16 protein-coding genes are annotated in these 16318 nt (G+C 62.8%); 11 read left to right on the plus strand and 5 right to left on the minus strand.

Going from position 1 to position 16318, the window contains the following annotated elements; genetic code table 11:
* Nucleotides 1-35 precede the first annotated feature (35 nt).
* Nucleotides 36-770: a UMP kinase gene (gene pyrH, locus MK745_RS13430; RefSeq protein ID WP_243613817.1), complete on the minus strand. Its 735-nt coding sequence runs from the start codon at nucleotides 768-770 to the stop codon at nucleotides 36-38.
* Between the two features lie 110 nt (nucleotides 771-880).
* Between pyrH and miaA the strand changes: the two genes are divergently transcribed.
* The 6 genes from miaA (at nucleotide 881) to MK745_RS13460 (ending at nucleotide 8487) form a co-directional block, all read left to right on the plus strand.
* Entirely contained in the window at nucleotides 881-1753 is an 873-nt protein-coding gene (gene miaA, locus MK745_RS13435; RefSeq protein WP_243613832.1) for a tRNA (adenosine(37)-N6)-dimethylallyltransferase MiaA, read from the plus strand.
* A 183-nt stretch (nucleotides 1754-1936) separates the two neighbouring features.
* On the plus strand, nucleotides 1937-2719 hold the full coding sequence (locus MK745_RS19840) for an AraC family transcriptional regulator (RefSeq protein ID WP_243613818.1): 783 nt from the start codon (nucleotides 1937-1939) through the stop codon (nucleotides 2717-2719).
* 483 nt (nucleotides 2720-3202) lie between these two features.
* Nucleotides 3203-4288: an ABC transporter permease gene (locus MK745_RS13445; RefSeq protein ID WP_243613819.1), complete on the plus strand. Its 1086-nt coding sequence runs from the start codon at nucleotides 3203-3205 to the stop codon at nucleotides 4286-4288.
* A 12-nt stretch (nucleotides 4289-4300) separates the two neighbouring features.
* On the plus strand, nucleotides 4301-5761 hold the full coding sequence (locus tag MK745_RS13450; RefSeq protein WP_243613820.1) for an ABC transporter permease: 1461 nt from the start codon (nucleotides 4301-4303) through the stop codon (nucleotides 5759-5761).
* 102 nt (nucleotides 5762-5863) lie between these two features.
* Nucleotides 5864-7951, plus strand: a complete 2088-nt coding sequence (locus MK745_RS13455) for a dipeptide ABC transporter ATP-binding protein (protein ID WP_243613821.1) — start codon at nucleotides 5864-5866, stop codon at nucleotides 7949-7951.
* 185 nt (nucleotides 7952-8136) lie between these two features.
* On the plus strand, nucleotides 8137-8487 hold the full coding sequence (locus tag MK745_RS13460) for an antibiotic biosynthesis monooxygenase family protein (RefSeq protein WP_243613822.1): 351 nt from the start codon (nucleotides 8137-8139) through the stop codon (nucleotides 8485-8487).
* A gap of 12 nt (nucleotides 8488-8499) precedes the next feature.
* On the opposite strand, the gene MK745_RS13465 is transcribed toward MK745_RS13460, so the two are convergent.
* Both MK745_RS13465 and MK745_RS13470 read right to left on the minus strand, forming a co-directional pair.
* A complete protein-coding gene (locus tag MK745_RS13465) occupies nucleotides 8500-9660 on the minus strand; it encodes a cytochrome-c peroxidase (RefSeq protein WP_431978976.1) in 1161 nt (386 codons plus the stop codon).
* Between the two features lie 92 nt (nucleotides 9661-9752).
* On the minus strand, nucleotides 9753-10337 hold the full coding sequence (locus MK745_RS13470) for a lytic transglycosylase domain-containing protein (protein ID WP_243613834.1): 585 nt from the start codon (nucleotides 10335-10337) through the stop codon (nucleotides 9753-9755).
* Nucleotides 10338-10570: 233 nt separating this feature from the next.
* Here MK745_RS13470 and ssb point away from each other — a divergent pair, with 233 nt between their 5' ends.
* On the plus strand, nucleotides 10571-11095 hold the full coding sequence (gene ssb, locus MK745_RS13475) for a single-stranded DNA-binding protein (RefSeq protein ID WP_243613823.1): 525 nt from the start codon (nucleotides 10571-10573) through the stop codon (nucleotides 11093-11095).
* 88 nt (nucleotides 11096-11183) lie between these two features.
* Nucleotides 11184-12266, plus strand: coding sequence for a site-2 protease family protein (locus tag MK745_RS13480; protein ID WP_243613824.1), 1083 nt, complete (start codon nucleotides 11184-11186; stop codon nucleotides 12264-12266).
* Nucleotides 12267-12436: 170 nt separating this feature from the next.
* Here MK745_RS13480 and aroB read toward each other — a convergent pair whose 3' ends face one another.
* On the minus strand, nucleotides 12437-13552 hold the full coding sequence (aroB, locus tag MK745_RS13485; protein ID WP_243613825.1) for a 3-dehydroquinate synthase: 1116 nt from the start codon (nucleotides 13550-13552) through the stop codon (nucleotides 12437-12439).
* Entirely contained in the window at nucleotides 13549-14100 is a 552-nt protein-coding gene (locus MK745_RS13490) for a shikimate kinase (RefSeq protein ID WP_243613826.1), read from the minus strand. Before MK745_RS13490 ends, aroB begins: the two co-directional genes overlap by 4 nt.
* A gap of 145 nt (nucleotides 14101-14245) precedes the next feature.
* Between MK745_RS13490 and MK745_RS13495 the strand changes: the two genes are divergently transcribed.
* From MK745_RS13495 to MK745_RS13505, 3 genes are all read left to right on the plus strand, one after another.
* The gene (locus MK745_RS13495) at nucleotides 14246-14401 is read left to right on the plus strand and encodes a hypothetical protein (RefSeq protein WP_243613827.1); all 156 of its coding nucleotides are present in this window, start codon (nucleotides 14246-14248) and stop codon (nucleotides 14399-14401) included.
* Between the two features lie 3 nt (nucleotides 14402-14404).
* On the plus strand, nucleotides 14405-15940 hold the full coding sequence (locus tag MK745_RS13500) for a hypothetical protein (RefSeq protein WP_243613828.1): 1536 nt from the start codon (nucleotides 14405-14407) through the stop codon (nucleotides 15938-15940).
* 5 nt (nucleotides 15941-15945) lie between these two features.
* Nucleotides 15946-16318: site-specific integrase (locus MK745_RS13505; RefSeq protein WP_243613829.1), on the plus strand; the 373-nt coding region annotated here is incomplete at its 3' end.

Raw genomic sequence — 16318 nt, forward strand, 5'->3', positions numbered from 1 at the left:
CGGTTCGGGCCGGTTTCTTTCCTACCCTAACGGTCTCAGCCGACCTTTGTATAGGTGCCCTCTCCGGCGAGAATTCCCTTGAACCCTCCCGGTTCGTCGAGGCCAAAGACGATCAGTGGCAGGTTGTTATCTCGCGCCAGCGCAATCGCGCTCGCATCCATCACCTTGAGCCGCTTGGCAAGCACATCGTCATAGCTCACCTCGTCATAGCGCACCGCGTCGGCATGTTCTTTCGGGTCTTTGTCATACACCCCGTCGACCCCATTCTTGCCCATAAAGATCGCCTCACAGGCCATCTCATTGGCGCGCAAGGTCGCGGCGGTATCGGTGGTGAAATAGGGGTTCCCGGTGCCGGCGGCAAAGATACAAACCCGCTTTTTCTCAAGGTGGCGCACCGCACGGCGACGGATATAGGGCTCGGCCACTTCGTCCATGCGAATGGCGCTGATAACCCGCGTGAACACCCCAACGCCTTCAAGCGCCGACTGCACCGCCAGCGCGTTCATCACCGTGGCAAGCATCCCCATGTAATCCGCCGTGGTCCGTTCCATCCCCTGCGCCGAGCCGGACAGCCCGCGAAAGATGTTGCCGCCACCGATCACCATGCAGATCTCGACGCCCATATCGTGCACGGATTTGACCTCTTGCGCGATCCTCTGAACCGTTGGCGGGTGCAGGCCGAACCCCTGATCTCCCATCAGCGCCTCCCCCGAAATTTTGAGCATTACGCGTTTGAACGCTGTCTTCGGGGCGGGGGCGGCGTCGGTCATGTTGCACTCCGTCTGCGCGAGGAATTAGGATCGCGCGCAAAATGTCGGAAAACACGGGCGGGTTCAATGCGCGATATCAACTTGAAGACAAACAGGCGGATTTTTCCGCAATGACCCTGCCCTTCGACATCGCCCCGGATCGCCCCGTCTTGATCGCAGGCCCGACCGCCAGCGGCAAAAGCGCCCTCGCCCTCGAGATCGCCGAGGCACAGGGCGGCGTCATCATCAATGCCGACGCGATTCAGGTCTACGACAATTGGCGCGTGCTGACAGCGCGCCCCTCGGCCGAAGACGAATCGCGTGCGCCGCATGCGCTCTATGGGCATGTGCCGCGCGACGCTGACTATTCCGTCGGCCATTGGCTGCGCGAGGTCGCGCCGTTCCTGCAAGTTGGCCCCCGCCCGATCATCACCGGCGGCACCGGCCTCTATTTCACTGCGCTCACCGCTGGCCTCGCCGAAATCCCGCCGACGCCGCCCGCCATCCGGGCCGAGGCCGACGCCCGCGTGGCCGCAGATGGCTTTGAAAGCCTGTTGGCCGAGCTGGACTCCGAAACGGCGGCGCGAATCGACCGCCTCAACCCGATGCGCGTTCAGCGCGCTTGGGAAGTGTTACGCGCCACGGGCCGTCCGCTCGCCGCGTGGCAAGACGAAACCCCGCCCCCGCTCCTGCCCGAGGCCGACTGCACCGCAATCCTCTTCGATGTCGAACGTGACTGGCTCAACGCGCGTATCGCCCGCCGGTTTGAACAGATGCTTGACCACGGCGCGCTCGACGAAGCCCGTGCAAACCTTGACGATTGGGACCCCAAACGCCTGTCCTCCAAAGCCATCGGTGCGCCCGAACTGATCGCGCACCTGCGCGGTGAAATCTCGCTAGACACGGCGGCCGAACAGGCCACCATCGCCACCCGCCAGTTTGCCAAACGGCAACGCACGTGGTTCCGCTCCAAGATGCATCGCTGGGCGAGATTTCGCCCGTAGCGCGGAAACCCGCCGGTGTCGCCCTTGCCGGTTTCGAACCTTTCTGTCATGGCTTTGGCTGACATGGCTGAAGATACTGTACATATTCCATCATTCCTCAAGCGGTCCCCGGAAGCGCGACAACCGTTTGCGCCGCGACAAGAGACCTATCCTCAGCCGCCAGAGACCCCTCTGCCGCCGCAAGTGAACGCGATTCAGGTCCATACCCTGTCGCAAATGACGGTCGGTGGAAGCTGGCAACTCGAACAGTTGCACCTGCGCGATCACCACCTCTTTCTCTGGATCACCCGAGGTCAGGGACGCATCCTGTTGCACGGGCTGCGCCGTGGGTTTGGCGCTCACAACGCGATCTTCGTGCCTGCGGGCAAACTCTTTGCCATGGAATATGGTCGTCAGGTCCAAGGTCAGGCTCTGCTGATTCCCGATGACGGCCGGGTGATCCTGCCCGACCGCACCCATCAGCTCCGCGTGCAGGATGGCCTCGCACAGGCCGAACTCACCGGCCTCTTTGACGACCTGCGCCGCGAATTGACCGAGGCCCGCCCGCTTCTCGCCGAAGCAATGACTGCGCTGGCCTCAATGGTGTCGATCTGGCTACGACGTCAGATGCTCAGCGCGGGCGCGCAACCCCGTACAAGTGCCGCCGAACGGATCGTGCGCCGCTTTAGCGACCTGCTGTCCGATGATTTCCGATCTGGTAAATCCATGGCGACCTACGCCGAAGAGCTCGAGATCACCCCGACACATCTGACCCGGGTCTGTCGCCAATGCGCCGGGCTGACCGCGGCCGACATGCTCAACCAAATGGTTCAGCATGAGGCCCGTGTGCTCCTGACCCGCAGCGATCTCCCGGTTCAAGACATTGCCGACTATCTCGGATTTGGCTCGGCGGCCTATTTCTCGCGCTTCAGCCAACAGCACTTCGGCGCCTCCCCAACGCAATTGCGCAAATCGAGCAACCGCTGATTCATCGACGCTGTGCGCGGGGTTTCCCTGCCCAACAGGAAGCGCCCCTTAGAGGCGCCCCAGCCGGAAAACTCGGTGCATCGCGCAACCATTTCGTCTGTTTCCGACACCACCGATGTCGTTTTTTTACATCAGAATGACGAGACTGACCGTTGACGTGGCAAGGAATCTGTTGCCGAATAGCCCTCAACGGCAGCATCTGACGCGTCCAATTCGGCCCTGTCTCCGCTGACCGATATAATAAATCAGGCCACCAAATCGGCCACACCTGCCAACGGGGACCATATGACGCCAGCTTTCGCCAGCGCGCCAGCGCATGACAAATCCGAAGACCGCAGCCTGCGTCCGGATGCGAAAGCGACCGTCCCTTCCCCTGACAACTGACAACCTGCAACGCCGCGCCTCGCGGGGCGGCGCTGTGACGTGCCTAGCTGGTCCGGGGCCTTCCCGGACTGAAACCGACACAAGACCAACGGGGGTCCGATGGGACTATTCATCCTGAGACGGGTCGCGATGATGATCGTTACGGCGCTTTGCCTGACCTACATCGTCTTTTTCATGACCAACCTCTATCCCAACCTTGAGAAACTGGCCAAATCGCAGGGCAACTTCCGCATGTCCGACGAAGCCGTCGCAAGCTATCTCGGTGACCGCGGCTATCTCGAGCCCACGCCAATCAAATACGCCCAATGGCTCGGTCTGTTGCCCGGCTATAAAACGGTGCGCGACGATGGCACGATTGTCGGTAAATGCGCCCGTCCCGGCGTCGCACCCGAAGACACCCCGCGCTTCTGCGGCGTACTTCAGGGCGATTGGGGCTTCTCCACGGTCTCCAAGGAACCTGTCGCGGATGTGCTCGGCAAACGCCTCGCCAATACGGGCAAGCTGATGTTCTGGGTCATGGTGGTCATGGTGCCCTCGGCCTTGATCATCGGCGTGCTCGCAGGGATGCGTGAGGGTAGTGGCACCGACCGTTCTCTCTCGACGATTTCGATCCTCTCGACAGCAACGCCAGAATACGTCTCGGGCGTGATCTTCATCGCGTTGCTCGCCTCGACCCGCTACGGCCTCGGCCCGATCCTGCATGATGCGGGCATTATCGAAGCCAAGGCGCTGTTCAAGGGCACGGCGAAATCCGCCATGGATGACGCCAACCTGCGCAACTTCACCCTGCCGGTCCTGACCGTCGCCCTATACGGTATGGGCTATATCGCCCGTATGACCCGCGCCTCCATGGCCGAGGTGATGACAGCGCAATATATCCGTACTGCCCGCCTCAAAGGCGTGAGCTTCCGCAACATCGTGATGAAACACGCGCTGCGCAACGCGCTGATCGCGCCCTTTACTGTGATCATGCTGCAATTCCCGTGGCTCTTGAACGGCGTGGTGATCGTGGAGACGCTGTTCTCCTACTCCGGCTTCGGCTGGCAACTCGTCAACGCCGCCGGGAACAACGACATCGAGATGCTTCTCGCGGTCTCCGTTGTCTCCGTCGCCGTGGTGCTCGTGACCCAGCTGATCTCGGATATCGGCTATGTCTATCTCAACCCGCGCATCCGCATTTCTTAAGGAGAGTCGACCATGGAACCATTGACCTGGACTGGCTCCCTCGGAGCGCTTCTGAACCCGGTTTTCCAGGGGCTGGCGATGATCTTCATCGTCGCGGTCGCCCTGCAAATCCTCGCCTCTTTCATCTTCCGTGCCGCGCCGGTCACAACCAACGCGGATGGCACGCTCACCTCCGGCAACGGCCCGATCGAGATGATCACCAAAGTCTCGAAATATAGCCTCTACGGGCTGCTCGGCCTCTGCCTGATCTTCCTGCTCGCCGGGATCGTCATGCCCTTCGGCAAAGCCGGGATCATCGGGGCGGTCTCTGCCCGCCTCGCCCCGGTCTGGCTCGCGCTGTTTGTGACCTTCACCCTGTCGATGGTCTACAAGCGCAAGCTCGGGCTTTACGGCAAGCTGTTTGACTCCCTGATCGGCATGATCGGCTTCGGCCTTGTCATGTTCTGGGTCTACACAGCAGTCTTCACCGGCGTCTTCGACATGATCGCCACACATGACTCCCTGGCCCAGCTTTCCGGCATGAAGAACAAGCTCCCCGGCACGCCGGTGCGCGGCGCCGATCCAGAAACCTGCGGCCATGCCTGCTGGTATCTTCTGGGCGGTGACAACCTCGCCCGCGACGTGTTCTCGCGCATGGTGGATGGTTCTTGGATCGTGGTGCGCATCGCTCCGCTGGCGACGCTCTTTGCCTTCATGGTCGGCATCACGCTCGGCCTTCCGGCAGGCTATTTCGGCGGCAAGCTGGACACCCTGCTGTCGTTCCTCGCCAACCTGATCCTCGCCTTCCCGGTGATCCTCTTGTTCTACCTGCTGGTGACGCCGGAGATCGTCGCGACGGGCATTCCGTCTTTCATGGCGATGGTGCTCTTCATCTTCCCGATCATCTTTGTCGCCGTGCTCATCAATTCGCGCTACTATACGCGACCGCGCCTGCGCACGCCGCTGCTTGCGGGCATCCTCGCGGTGTTGGTCTGGATCTACTTGTCGCTGATCTCGGCGCCGGGGACCGTGCTGGCCTTCCTGCCGGAGTCGCTTGATCTCTTCAACATTCCCGGCGGCATCCTTGTGGTCTTTGTCTCGGTGGTCTTCGTCAACGCCCCCACGGTGTTCCGCATCGTGCGAGGCCTGACGCTCGACATTCAGACCCGCGACTACGTCGCCGCCGCCCAGACCCGTGGCGAAGGTCCGTGGTATATCATGCTCTGGGAAATCCTGCCCAACGCACGCGGGCCGCTGATCGTCGATTTCTGCCTGCGCATTGGCTACACCACGATCCTGCTTGGCACCTTGGGCTTCTTCGGCCTCGGCCTGCCGCCCGAGAGCCCGGACTGGGGAACCACGATCAACGACGGGCGCAAGCTCCTGTCGATCTACCCCCACCCGGCCCTCGTGCCTGCCTTCGCCCTGCTGAGCATGGTGCTCGGCCTGAACCTCTTGGCCGATGGCCTGCGCGAAGAAAGCCTGCGCGACTGATACCCGGGAACGCGGCCCCCCCGCGTTCCCAGAGTATTTCGACCAAGATGAAGAACAACAGGGGCCAAGAACGCCCCACCGCCCCAACAGGGAGACCGGAGCATGAGTAAAATGGCAGACTACGACGGCCCGATCCTCGAGATCGACAAGCTGTCTATCTCCTTCTTCACCCGCCTGCGTGAAATCCCCGCGGTGATGGACTTCTCCGTCAACGTGATGCCCGGTGAGGCCGTTGGCCTTGTCGGTGAATCCGGCTGCGGCAAATCCACCGTCGCCCTCGGCGTCATGCAAGACCTTGGCAAGAACGGTCGCATCGTCGGTGGCAGCATCAAGTTCAAGGGCCGCGACCTCTCCGAGATGAGCGACGCAGAACTGCGCGATATTCGCGGCAACGAGATCGCCATGATCTATCAAGAACCCATGGCCTCGCTGAACCCGGCGATGAAGATCGGCAAACAGCTCATGGAAGTGCCGATGATCCACGAAGGCGTCTCCGAGGAAGAGGCCTATAAACGCGCCCTCGAAGTCGTCACCGACGTGAAACTCCCCGACCCCGAGCGCATGCTGAAAAGCTTCCCGCACCAGCTCTCGGGCGGCCAACAACAGCGCATCGTCATCGCCATGGCGCTGATGTCCAAGCCCTCGCTTCTGATCCTCGACGAACCCACCACCGCGCTTGACGTGACGGTCGAGGCCGCCGTGGTGGAACTGGTGAAGGATCTCGGCAAGAAATACGGCACCTCGATGCTCTTCATCTCGCACAACCTCGGCCTCGTGCTCGAGACCTGCGACCGCCTCTGCGTGATGTATTCCGGCGAAGCGGTGGAGCGCGGCTCCATCGAGGACGTGTTCGACCACATGCAGCACCCCTATACGCAGGCGTTGTTCCGCTCGATCCCGCTCCCTGGTGCCGACAAGAACGCCCATCCTCTGGTCGCCATCCCCGGGAACTTCCCGCTTCCCCACGAACGCCCGCCCGGCTGTAACTTCGGCCCGCGCTGCGACTATTTCGAAGCCGGGCGCTGCGACGCGCAGGCGATCCCGATGTATGACGTCCCCGGTTTTGAGCGCCACTCCACGCGTTGTGTGAAATTCGAAGAGATCGACTGGGACGCGCCAATCCAAGTGGGTGAACAGAAAGAGAAACCCGAAGTCGGCAAGGTCGTCCTCAAGATGGACAACCTCAAGAAGTACTATGAGGTCGCGGCAAACGCGCTCTTTGGCGGCGGCGAAAAGAAGGTCGTCAAAGCCAACGAGACCCTCTCCTTCGAGGCACGCGAATCCGAAACCCTCGCCATCGTGGGCGAGTCCGGTTGCGGCAAGTCGACCTTCGCCAAGGTGCTGATGGGGCTTGAGACGGCGACCGAGGGCGAGATCCTGCTCGATGGCAACAACATCGAACAGACCCCGATCCAAAAGCGCAACACCAAGACCGTCGCCGACGTGCAAATGGTGTTCCAGAACCCGTTCGACACGCTCAACCCCTCGATGACCGTCGGCCGCCAGATCATGCGCGCGCTGGAAATCTTCGGCATTGGCGACACCGAAGCAGACCGGCGCAACCGGATGCTCGAACTCCTTGACCTCGTGAAACTGCCGCGCGCCTTTGCCGACCGCATGCCGCGCCAGCTTTCGGGCGGCCAGAAACAGCGCGTCGGCATCGCCCGTGCCTTTGCTGGCGGCGCGCGCATCGTGGTCGCGGACGAACCGGTCTCGGCGCTCGACGTGTCGGTGCAGGCCGCGGTGACAGACCTCCTGATGGAGATTCAGCGCGAAGAGAAAACCACCCTCCTCTTCATCTCGCATGACCTCTCCATCGTGCGCTATCTCTCGGATCGCGTCATGGTCATGTATCTCGGTCACGTGGTGGAACTCGGCACCACCGATCAGGTCTTCACGCCCCCCTACCACCCCTATACCGAGGCGCTTCTCTCTGCGGTGCCGATCGCCGACACCTCCGTCGAGAAAACCCATATCGTGCTCGACGGCGATATCCCCTCGGCCATGTCGCCGCCTCCCGGCTGCCCATTCCAGACACGCTGCCGCTGGAAGGATCAGGTGCCGGGCGGTCTCTGCGAGAAAGAGGTGCCGCCGGTGCGCGACCTCGGTGATGGCCATCAGGTCAAATGCCACCTCGCCGAAGACATCCTCGCGCGCATGGAACCCGTCATCAAGATCGCCGCTGAGTGATCCATGGGGGCGGCGCACACCGCCCCCTCTTCCTCTTGCCCGAAATATCCTGGGGTGAATTGGCCCTGTTCAGGCGCATGTCCGAGAGGCTCAAGACCGGTTCCCACTTTTGAGCGACATGCCGACTGCGGCCAAGAGGGGCAACGCCCCTTCCCTGCCCGCGCCTCCTGCTCTACGCTGGCCTCATGTCCCAAACCAATTCCCGCTTCGCCCCGCTCCCTGACCCGCCCTATTACGCTGTGATCTTTACCGCAGAGCGCACCGAAGGCGATCTCGGCTATGGGACGATGGCCGATCACATGATGGCGCTGGCCGAACGCCAGCCCGGCTATATCGGCGTCGAAAGCACCCGCGACGAGGAGGGCTTAGGCATCACCGTGAGCTATTGGAAAGACGAGGACAGCATTCTCGCCTGGAAGGCCGAGGCCGAACACCTCGCCGCCCAGACCATGGGCAAGACCCGCTGGTATCGCCACTACACGCTCCGCGTCGCCAAGGTCGAACGCGCCTATAGCGGCCCTGAAGGACGCCTCTAACGCGCGCGCTGCTCACTCCTCGAGCAAATCCTCGTATCGCGCATCTGTCAGCGTCTTGAGAAACGCCACCAGCGCATCGACCCGTTTATCCTCAAGCGCCGGTCCCGTCTCAAGCTCCTCCATCGACAGCGTGCCATCGACCTCCGGCGCGCGCCATGGCTGGCCTGTTTCCGGGTTGATCTGGCGCGCCTCCGCCTTGGAATTGTACTTGTTGTAGAACAGGATCACCGTACGCAGGTCATTGAACACACCGTTATGCATATATGGCCCTGTGACCGCGACATTGCGCAGGGTCGGCACCTTGACCTTGCCCTTATGCGCCGGATCGTCCACCCCCGGATGCGCCAAAAGCCCCTCATCGACAGCCCCCTCCGGAACCCCATTCACCGCCCGCGCGCCGACGTTCACAGGCGTGCCGATGTTATGGTATTCGTTGTTGGTAAAGGTCTCGCGCGGATCAACCGCGCTCTTGCGAAGCTGATGGCAAAGGTTGCAATTGGTGAACTGCTGCGAAAAGAACAACAGCTTGCCAAGCTCTTCTTCCTGCGTCAGCACCGCCTCGCCACGCAAAGAGCGGTCATATTTGGAATCGAACGGCGCAAAGAACTCAGTGCGCTCAAACGCAGCAATCGCCCGCGTCATGCCGCGATAGGCGGCGTCCACGTTGCCCATCACGCCTGCACCGAACAGCGCCTCAAAACTCTCGACATAGTCTGGCTTTTCCATGAGACGCGCCACGACGCTCGCCTTGTCCGGCATCCCCATCTCGATCGGGTTGAGCGGTGGCCCCCCCGCCTGATCTTCAAGCGTCGCCGCCCGCCCGTCCCAGAACATGCCGCCCACATAGGTGCCATCGGCCTGCTGGTGAAACGGCGGCACAAAAGCGGCATAGCTCGCCGTCGGCGCGCTGCGATCGCCAAGCGAAGCCCCATCATCACCAAGCGAAACAGCCTTGCCGGCCGCCGTCGGGCGTGGATCGACAAACCCGTAATCCGGGTTGTGACAGGTGGCGCAGGCCTGCGTGCGATTGGCCGATAGGTCTGTATCAAAGAAAAGCACCTCACCAAGCGCCTCGAGGCTGTCGTAGGGCTGCGCCCCGACGCCCGTCGCACCCGCGCCCATCAGAAGCGCCGCGCCAAGAACCGCGCCCAAACCATGTCGTGTCACCCGCATCTCCGAACCTCTCAACTCTCGGCTATCACACCGCACAGCTAAGCCCCCGCCATGGCGCAGGCCTTGACCGATGTCAATTCCGAGTAATTTAATCAGCTACCCCAGATCACCCGCACATAATTGCGGGTTTCCTTGTAGGGCGGCACGCCGCCGTGACGGCGCACAGCCTCCGGCCCGGCATTATAGGCCGCCAACGCAAGCCGCCATGACCCGAAATCGCGATACTGCTGCGCAAGGTATCGCGCACCCCCGTCAAGGTTCTGCGCCGGGTCAAGCGGATCCACGCCAAGCTTGCGCGCCGTCGCTGGCATGAGCTGCGCAAGGCCAAGTGCGCCCTTGTGCGATTGCGCCCGCGCGTTCCAGCCCGATTCCTGCTGCACCAGCTTTAGGAAAAGATCGACCGGCACCCCGTGCCGCATCGCCGCCTCTTGCGCCATTGCAAGATAGGGACCGTTGTATTTGCCTTGAAAACTGCCATCGCCCCATTTGGTCGGGGTATAGATCGGCCGCGGCGTCAGCCGGATTTCGGTCTTGGTTTCCGCCCGTTTGCGCTTGTCGATGACAGAGGTCTGCGACCGGAACACGCCCGACTTGGACTTCGATCTGAGAAAATCCGCCTGCGCCGGCAGCGCCAGCAACACCGTCACAATCACAAGTCCAGAAAAGCCTGCGCGCATCATGCAAACGCACCCCATTTGCCCATCGTGCGATGCTCTTAGCGAAAAAAGCGCCCGAATTCCAGCTTTTCCGCCGCCCAAGACCAACACCCGACACGCCCCAAAGCGGATTTCCCCGCCCGCGCACCCCCGCCAAGCAGAAATTTTGTTGGCTTTAGGCTTCCATTAACCGGGATGGGATGGTCTATGCTGGCACGAAACCTGACAAAGATTCTAAAAATGGGGGGTGCCACATGGCCGGTTCCGTCAACAAAGTCATTCTCGTCGGCAACTTGGGCCGCGACCCGGAGGTCCGCACCTTCCAGAACGGTGGCAAAGTGTGCAACCTGCGCATCGCCACCTCCGAGAATTGGAAAGACCGCAACACCGGTGAACGTCGTGAACGCACCGAATGGCACTCGGTCGCCATTTTTCAGGAAGGCCTCGTGCGCGTTGCCGAGCAATACCTGCGCAAAGGCTCCAAGGTCTATATCGAAGGCCAGCTTCAGACCCGCAAATGGCAGGATCAGTCCGGCGCGGATCGTTACTCGACCGAAGTCGTCCTGCAAGGCTTCGGCGGCACCCTCGTCATGCTCGACGGTCGCAGCGGCGGCGGCGGTGGCGACTACGGTGGTGGCCAGGGCGGCGGCTACGGTGGCGGCGACTACGGCGGTGGTGACTATGGTGGCGGCCAAGGCGGTGGTCAGGGTGGCTACGGTGGCGGCAACCAAGGCGGCGGCGCCCCCTCGCGCGATCTCGACGACGAGATCCCCTTCTAAGCTCTCTGCCTGCACAAAAGCCCTTTAAACCGGGTCTGCCCGCCATATCTCTGACAGGAGACACCGGCAGCACGCAAGGCAGACCCCAATGGCTTGGTCCTTCTCCATAGGCCGTCTTTTCGGCTCCGACATCCGCATCCACGCAACCTTCTTCCTGTTGCTCTTGTGGATCGGTCTGATGGCCTATGCCGAGGGCGGCCCCGTCGCCGCCCTGACAAGCACCCTCTTCATCCTCGCTCTCTTCGCCTGCGTCGTCGCGCATGAGTTCGGACATGCGCTGACTGCGCGCCGCTACGGCATCCGCACCCCCGACATCACCCTCTTGCCCATCGGCGGCATGGCCCGGCTCGAGAAAATGCCCGACCGCCCGGCCCAGGAGATCCTCGTCGCCCTCGCCGGGCCTGCCGTCAACATGGTGATCTGGGCCGCACTGTCGCTGATCGTTGGCGTCCAGGGGGGCGACGCGCTGGTCTACCTGTCCGAACTGACCCCGACGACGTTCCTCGCCCAGCTTGCCGCGGTGAACCTTTTCCTCGCCGTGTTCAACCTGCTGCCCGCCTTTCCGATGGATGGCGGCCGGGTCTTGCGCGCGCTTTTGCAAACCCGCATGCCCCGCCCCCGCGCCACCGAAGTCGCCGCCCGCGCCGGTCAGGTGGTTGCCCTGCTGATGGGCTTTGCCGCCTTCGCCACCGGAAACATGATCCTGCTATTGATCGCCGGGTTCATCTTCATCGCGGGCTCCGCCGAGAGCAAAGACGTCTCCATGCGCGCTGCGACCCGCCGCCTGAAGGCCCGCGACGCGATGATCACAAGCTACGAGAGCCTCGCCCCCACCGACCCGCTGCAAACCGCCGCCACGACCCTCATCCGCACGACCCAGCATGAATTTCCCGTGCTCGCCCCGGATGGAACACTCAAAGGCTTCCTGACCCGCAACGCCCTCTTCGTCGCCATGGCCGAAGACGGCAACGCCATGCGTCCTATCGGCGATCTGATGGACACTGATATCCCACGCACCCGCCTCGACACACCGCTCGAAGCCGTGACCGACGCCCTCGGCAAGGGCGCGCCCGCCGTGGTGGTCTGTTCCCATGACGACAGAATGCTCGGCTACATCACCCGCGAGAACCTGGGCGAGCTGATGATCCTGCAAAGCCACCGCCCGGCCTAGTGTGCCTCACCTTCAACCTGTGCGATCAGGTTTCTGGCTGAGTGCTTTAGGCCCCGCGCCCTGATCTTCCTCTTGCAAGAAATATCCCCGCCGGAGGCAATTGCGAGGCAGCGGCCCGAAGGGGCGCTGACGAGATCTCCTGCGCGCGGCCTTGGCCGCGCACACTAAACCTATCCGCGCGCGGCCAGCGCCTCTTCAAGAAGCGCCTTCACCACGTCGCGTGGCACATCCGCCGTGACGAACGCCGCGCCAATGCCGCGCGCAAGGATAAAGCGCAACTGCCCATCCACGACCTTCTTGTCCTGCGCCATCAGGTCAAGAAGACCCTCCGCATCCGGCAAATCGCCTTCGATATCCTTGAGATCGACCTTCATCCCCATCTCGGCAAGATGGGCCCGCACGCGGCTCGGCTCTTCCTGCGCACACAGTCCAAGACGCGCGCTCAACTCAAACGCCAGCGCACAGCCAATCGCCACGCCTTCGCCATGTAACAGACGATCCCCATAGCCCGTCGCGGATTCCAGCGCGTGACAGAATGTATGCCCAAGGTTCAAGAGCGCGCGATCCCCCTGTTCGGTCTCATCGCGCGCCACGATCTCCGCCTTCATCTCGCAGGAGCGTTTCACCGCCTGAATGCGCGCCGCCATGTCGCCTGCCGCGAGCGCCGGTCCCTGCGCCTCGAGCCAGTCAAAGAACGCCGCATCGCCCAAGAGACCATATTTCACCACCTCGCCATAGCCGGCGAGGAAATCGCGTGCCGTCAACGTGCCAAGCACCTCTGTATCCGCCAGAACCATCGCGGGCTGATGGAACGCCCCGATGAGGTTCTTGCCCTGCGGTGCATTGATCCCGGTCTTGCCACCGACGGAACTATCCACCTGCGCCAAGAGCGACGTCGGAATCTGCACAAAGCGCACGCCCCGGCGCAACACCGCCGCCGCAAAGCCCGTCAGATCGCCAATCACCCCGCCGCCAAAGGCCACCACGATATCGCGCCGCTCGACCTTTTCGGCCAAGAGCCATTCCACCGTGCGCTCGAAATGCGGCCAGCTTTTCGTCGCCTCGCCCGCAGGCAGGACAAGCGCCTCCATCTCGATGCCTTCCGCCTTCAGCCCCGCACGCAGGGTCTCAAGATGAAGCGCGGCAACATTCTCATCCGTGACAACCCGCACCTGTGGCCTTTTCAACAGCGGCGCGATGAGCGCGCCCGCCTGCCGAAGAAGGCCGGGGCCGATCTGGATATCATAGGCCCGCGCACCAAGCCCCACATGCACCGTTTCCATCATTGTGCGACATCCTCCAATACATCTGGACGGCTCAAAAGCGCCTCGACCACGCGTTCCGCCATTTCTTCAATCGTGAACCGCGCATCTGCCTCAACCGACAGGTCGGCGCGGCGATACACCGGCACACGTGCGTCGTAAATCTCGGTCAGGGTTGCCTTGGGATCGGCCGTGCGCAGCAAGGGGCGCGTGTCCTTGTGCTTGACCCGGTTCCACAGGATTTCAAGATCGGCATTGAGCCAGACCGCGACTCCTTTTTCCGAGATCACCGTGCGGTTGCCCTCGGCAAGATAGGCCCCGCCCCCGGTCGATAGGATGCCGCGTTCCTCGTCAAGCAGGCGCTCGATGACCTGCGCCTCTTTGCGGCGAAAGAACGGCTCGCCATCGCGGGCGAAAATCTCGGCGATGGACATATTCGCGGCCTTCTCGATTTCCGCATCCGAGTCGAGGAACGGCACGCCAAGCCGCGCTGCAAGTGCCCGTCCCACCGCGGTCTTTCCGGCGCCCATCATCCCCACGAGCACAACCGTCTTCTTCAGTTTCAGCGTCATCGTTTTCCCGGCCAGCGCATCGCCAAAGACCCTGCATCGGCCAAGCTTCGCGCAAATTCAAACTTTCGCTCCTGAATGACGTGATCTTGTGCAAAAGGCCAGTTATAACTTGAGGAAAATCGGGCAGAACACAGTTGGAGACGGCATGGGCAAACTGATCCTTTTCATCGTTGCGCTACTTTGTATCGCGGCGCTCGGGCTTGTGGGCTATGCCTATCTCGGCCCGATGCTCGGTGCGGATTTCGCCCCCGCACCCACGGAAATCCGCCAGCCCCTGACGCTTAGCCCGGCTGACGGCTGATCCATGCAGCGCCGGTTTGCCTCTCTCGCGCCCCTCGCTTTCTGCCTCCTCGCAGGCGCCGTATCGGCCCAGACATCGGGCGCGGACAGCACGCAAACCGCGCCGCTTTCGGCGATTGACTGGCTGCGGCAAACGCCAACCGTCACCCTGCAACTAAGCGAACCGCCGGTGGCGCAAGGGGTAGAGACGCCGGACATCGCCGTCGATACGCTGGGCGCACCGGGGCGGAGCGGCGTCGGCCTTCTGCCGAGCCACGTGACCGGCCTGCCCGCGACCCTTTGGCAAAATAGCCGCGCCGACAGCCTTGCGCGCCGCATTGCCGGGCTCGACCCCGATCGCCTGCCCGCGATGCAGGCGCTGCTCTATACGTTGCTTCTGGCCGAGACCAACCCGCCGGGCCTGTCCGATGCGCCGCCCGAAACCCTGCTTCTGGCGCGAATCGATAAGCTGATAGAGATGGGCGCGCTTGATCAGGCCGAGGCGCTGGTCGAAGCCGCCGACCCGGCCACCCCGGCCTTGTTCAGCCGCTGGCTCGACATCGGTCTCCTGCTTGGCGAGGAAGAGGCCCAATGCAAGGCGCTGACAGAAACGCCACGCCTCTCGCCCTCTTATGCCGCGCGTGTCTTCTGCACCGCCCGCGCAGGCGATTGGCAAGCCGCAAGCCTGACCCTCGGCACCGCCAATGCACTCGGTCTGTTGACCGACGAAGAAGATGCCCTCCTGTTGCGCTTCCTCGATCCTGACCTCTTTGAAGGCGAACCGATCCTCACCATTCCGCGCGCAGTCACGCCCCTGACCTTTCGTCTATACGAAGCCATCGGCGAGGCCCGCCCAACCTCTGGCCTGCCACTGGCCTTTGCGCATGCCGACCTACGCGAGCGCGCCGGCTGGAAAGCGCGGCTCGAAGCCGCCGAACGCCTTGCGCGCACCTCGGCGCTTTCGGAAAATCACCTGCTTGGCCTTTACTTCGAAGGCAAACCCTCGGCCTCCGGCATGATCTGGGATCGGGTCTCGGCGCTCCAGGCCTTTGACCGCGCCCTGACCAACGGCGACACCACCGCACTCTCCGATACCCTTCCTGCCGCCTGGGCTGCGATGCAAGCCGTGCACCTCGAGGTGCCCTTCGCCCGCCTTTATGGTAGCCGCCTGCTCGCCCAAGGTCTCTCTGGCACCACGGCGCGTCTCGCACGCAATATTGCGCTCTTGTCGCCCGCCTACGAACTCGCCGCCGCCAAGGGACCGAAAGACTTCCTCGCCGGTCTCGCACGCGGCACCCCGCCCCGCCTGCCCACCAATTCGACCCATCGCGCCATTGCCGATGCATTCCACGGCGCGGGCGTGCCACAGGACATCTCGACCATGCTTGCCCGCGGCCAGCTTGGCGAAGTGATCCTCGTGGCGATGAACCTGATGGAGGACGGCGCGCTTGGCAATCTTGCCGCGCTGACCGAGGCGCTCGCCATCTTCCGCGCCGTCGGCCTCGAGGACACCGCCCGCCGCGCCGCGCTTCAGACGCTCCTGCTTGACCTGAGGGGCTGAGTCCCATGGCCGATATCTCTGACCGCCGCATGATCGCGACCTTCCTCGACGCCCAAGCCGCCGAACTTGGCGCGTCGGAGAACACGCTGATGGCCTATGGCCGTGACCTTGCCGATGTGGTCGACTGGACCGAGAGCAAGGGCCACGCCCTCCTCGACCTTTCCCGGAACGAAATCGAGGCCTACCTCATCCATTGCGAAGCACAGGGTCTTGCCAAATCGACCCGCGCCCGCCGCCTCTCTGCACTCAAGCAATTCTTCCGCTTCGCCTTCGAGGAAGGCTGGCGCAGCGACAACCCCGCGCTTCTCATCAAGGGGCCGGGCCGCGACAAACGCCTGCCCAAGACGCTCGATATCGAAGACGTGGACCGCCTGCTCG

This window comes from Shimia aestuarii (assembly GCF_022814865.1).
Taxonomy (GTDB): Bacteria; Pseudomonadota; Alphaproteobacteria; order Rhodobacterales; family Rhodobacteraceae; genus Shimia; species Shimia aestuarii_A.

What these genes read in the sequence shown, in the direction of transcription:
- MK745_RS13490 (WP_243613826.1), bottom strand. Translation starts at nt 14,100, where the DNA reads ATGACGCTGAAACTGAAGAAGACGGTTGTGCTCGTGGGGATGATGGGC.
- MK745_RS13450 (WP_243613820.1), top strand. Translation starts at nt 4,301, where the DNA reads ATGGAACCATTGACCTGGACTGGCTCCCTCGGAGCGCTTCTGAACCCG.
- ssb (WP_243613823.1), top strand. Translation starts at nt 10,571, where the DNA reads ATGGCCGGTTCCGTCAACAAAGTCATTCTCGTCGGCAACTTGGGCCGC.
- MK745_RS13480 (WP_243613824.1), top strand. Translation starts at nt 11,184, where the DNA reads ATGGCTTGGTCCTTCTCCATAGGCCGTCTTTTCGGCTCCGACATCCGC.
- MK745_RS13455 (WP_243613821.1), top strand. Translation starts at nt 5,864, where the DNA reads ATGAGTAAAATGGCAGACTACGACGGCCCGATCCTCGAGATCGACAAG.
- aroB (WP_243613825.1), bottom strand. Translation starts at nt 13,552, where the DNA reads ATGATGGAAACGGTGCATGTGGGGCTTGGTGCGCGGGCCTATGATATC.
- MK745_RS13500 (WP_243613828.1), top strand. Translation starts at nt 14,405, where the DNA reads ATGCAGCGCCGGTTTGCCTCTCTCGCGCCCCTCGCTTTCTGCCTCCTC.
- MK745_RS13470 (WP_243613834.1), bottom strand. Translation starts at nt 10,337, where the DNA reads ATGCGCGCAGGCTTTTCTGGACTTGTGATTGTGACGGTGTTGCTGGCG.
- MK745_RS13465 (WP_431978976.1), bottom strand. Translation starts at nt 9,660, where the DNA reads ATGCGGGTGACACGACATGGTTTGGGCGCGGTTCTTGGCGCGGCGCTT.
- MK745_RS13460 (WP_243613822.1), top strand. Translation starts at nt 8,137, where the DNA reads ATGTCCCAAACCAATTCCCGCTTCGCCCCGCTCCCTGACCCGCCCTAT.
- MK745_RS13445 (WP_243613819.1), top strand. Translation starts at nt 3,203, where the DNA reads ATGGGACTATTCATCCTGAGACGGGTCGCGATGATGATCGTTACGGCG.
- pyrH (WP_243613817.1), bottom strand. Translation starts at nt 770, where the DNA reads ATGACCGACGCCGCCCCCGCCCCGAAGACAGCGTTCAAACGCGTAATG.
- miaA (WP_243613832.1), top strand. Translation starts at nt 881, where the DNA reads ATGACCCTGCCCTTCGACATCGCCCCGGATCGCCCCGTCTTGATCGCA.
- MK745_RS13495 (WP_243613827.1), top strand. Translation starts at nt 14,246, where the DNA reads ATGGGCAAACTGATCCTTTTCATCGTTGCGCTACTTTGTATCGCGGCG.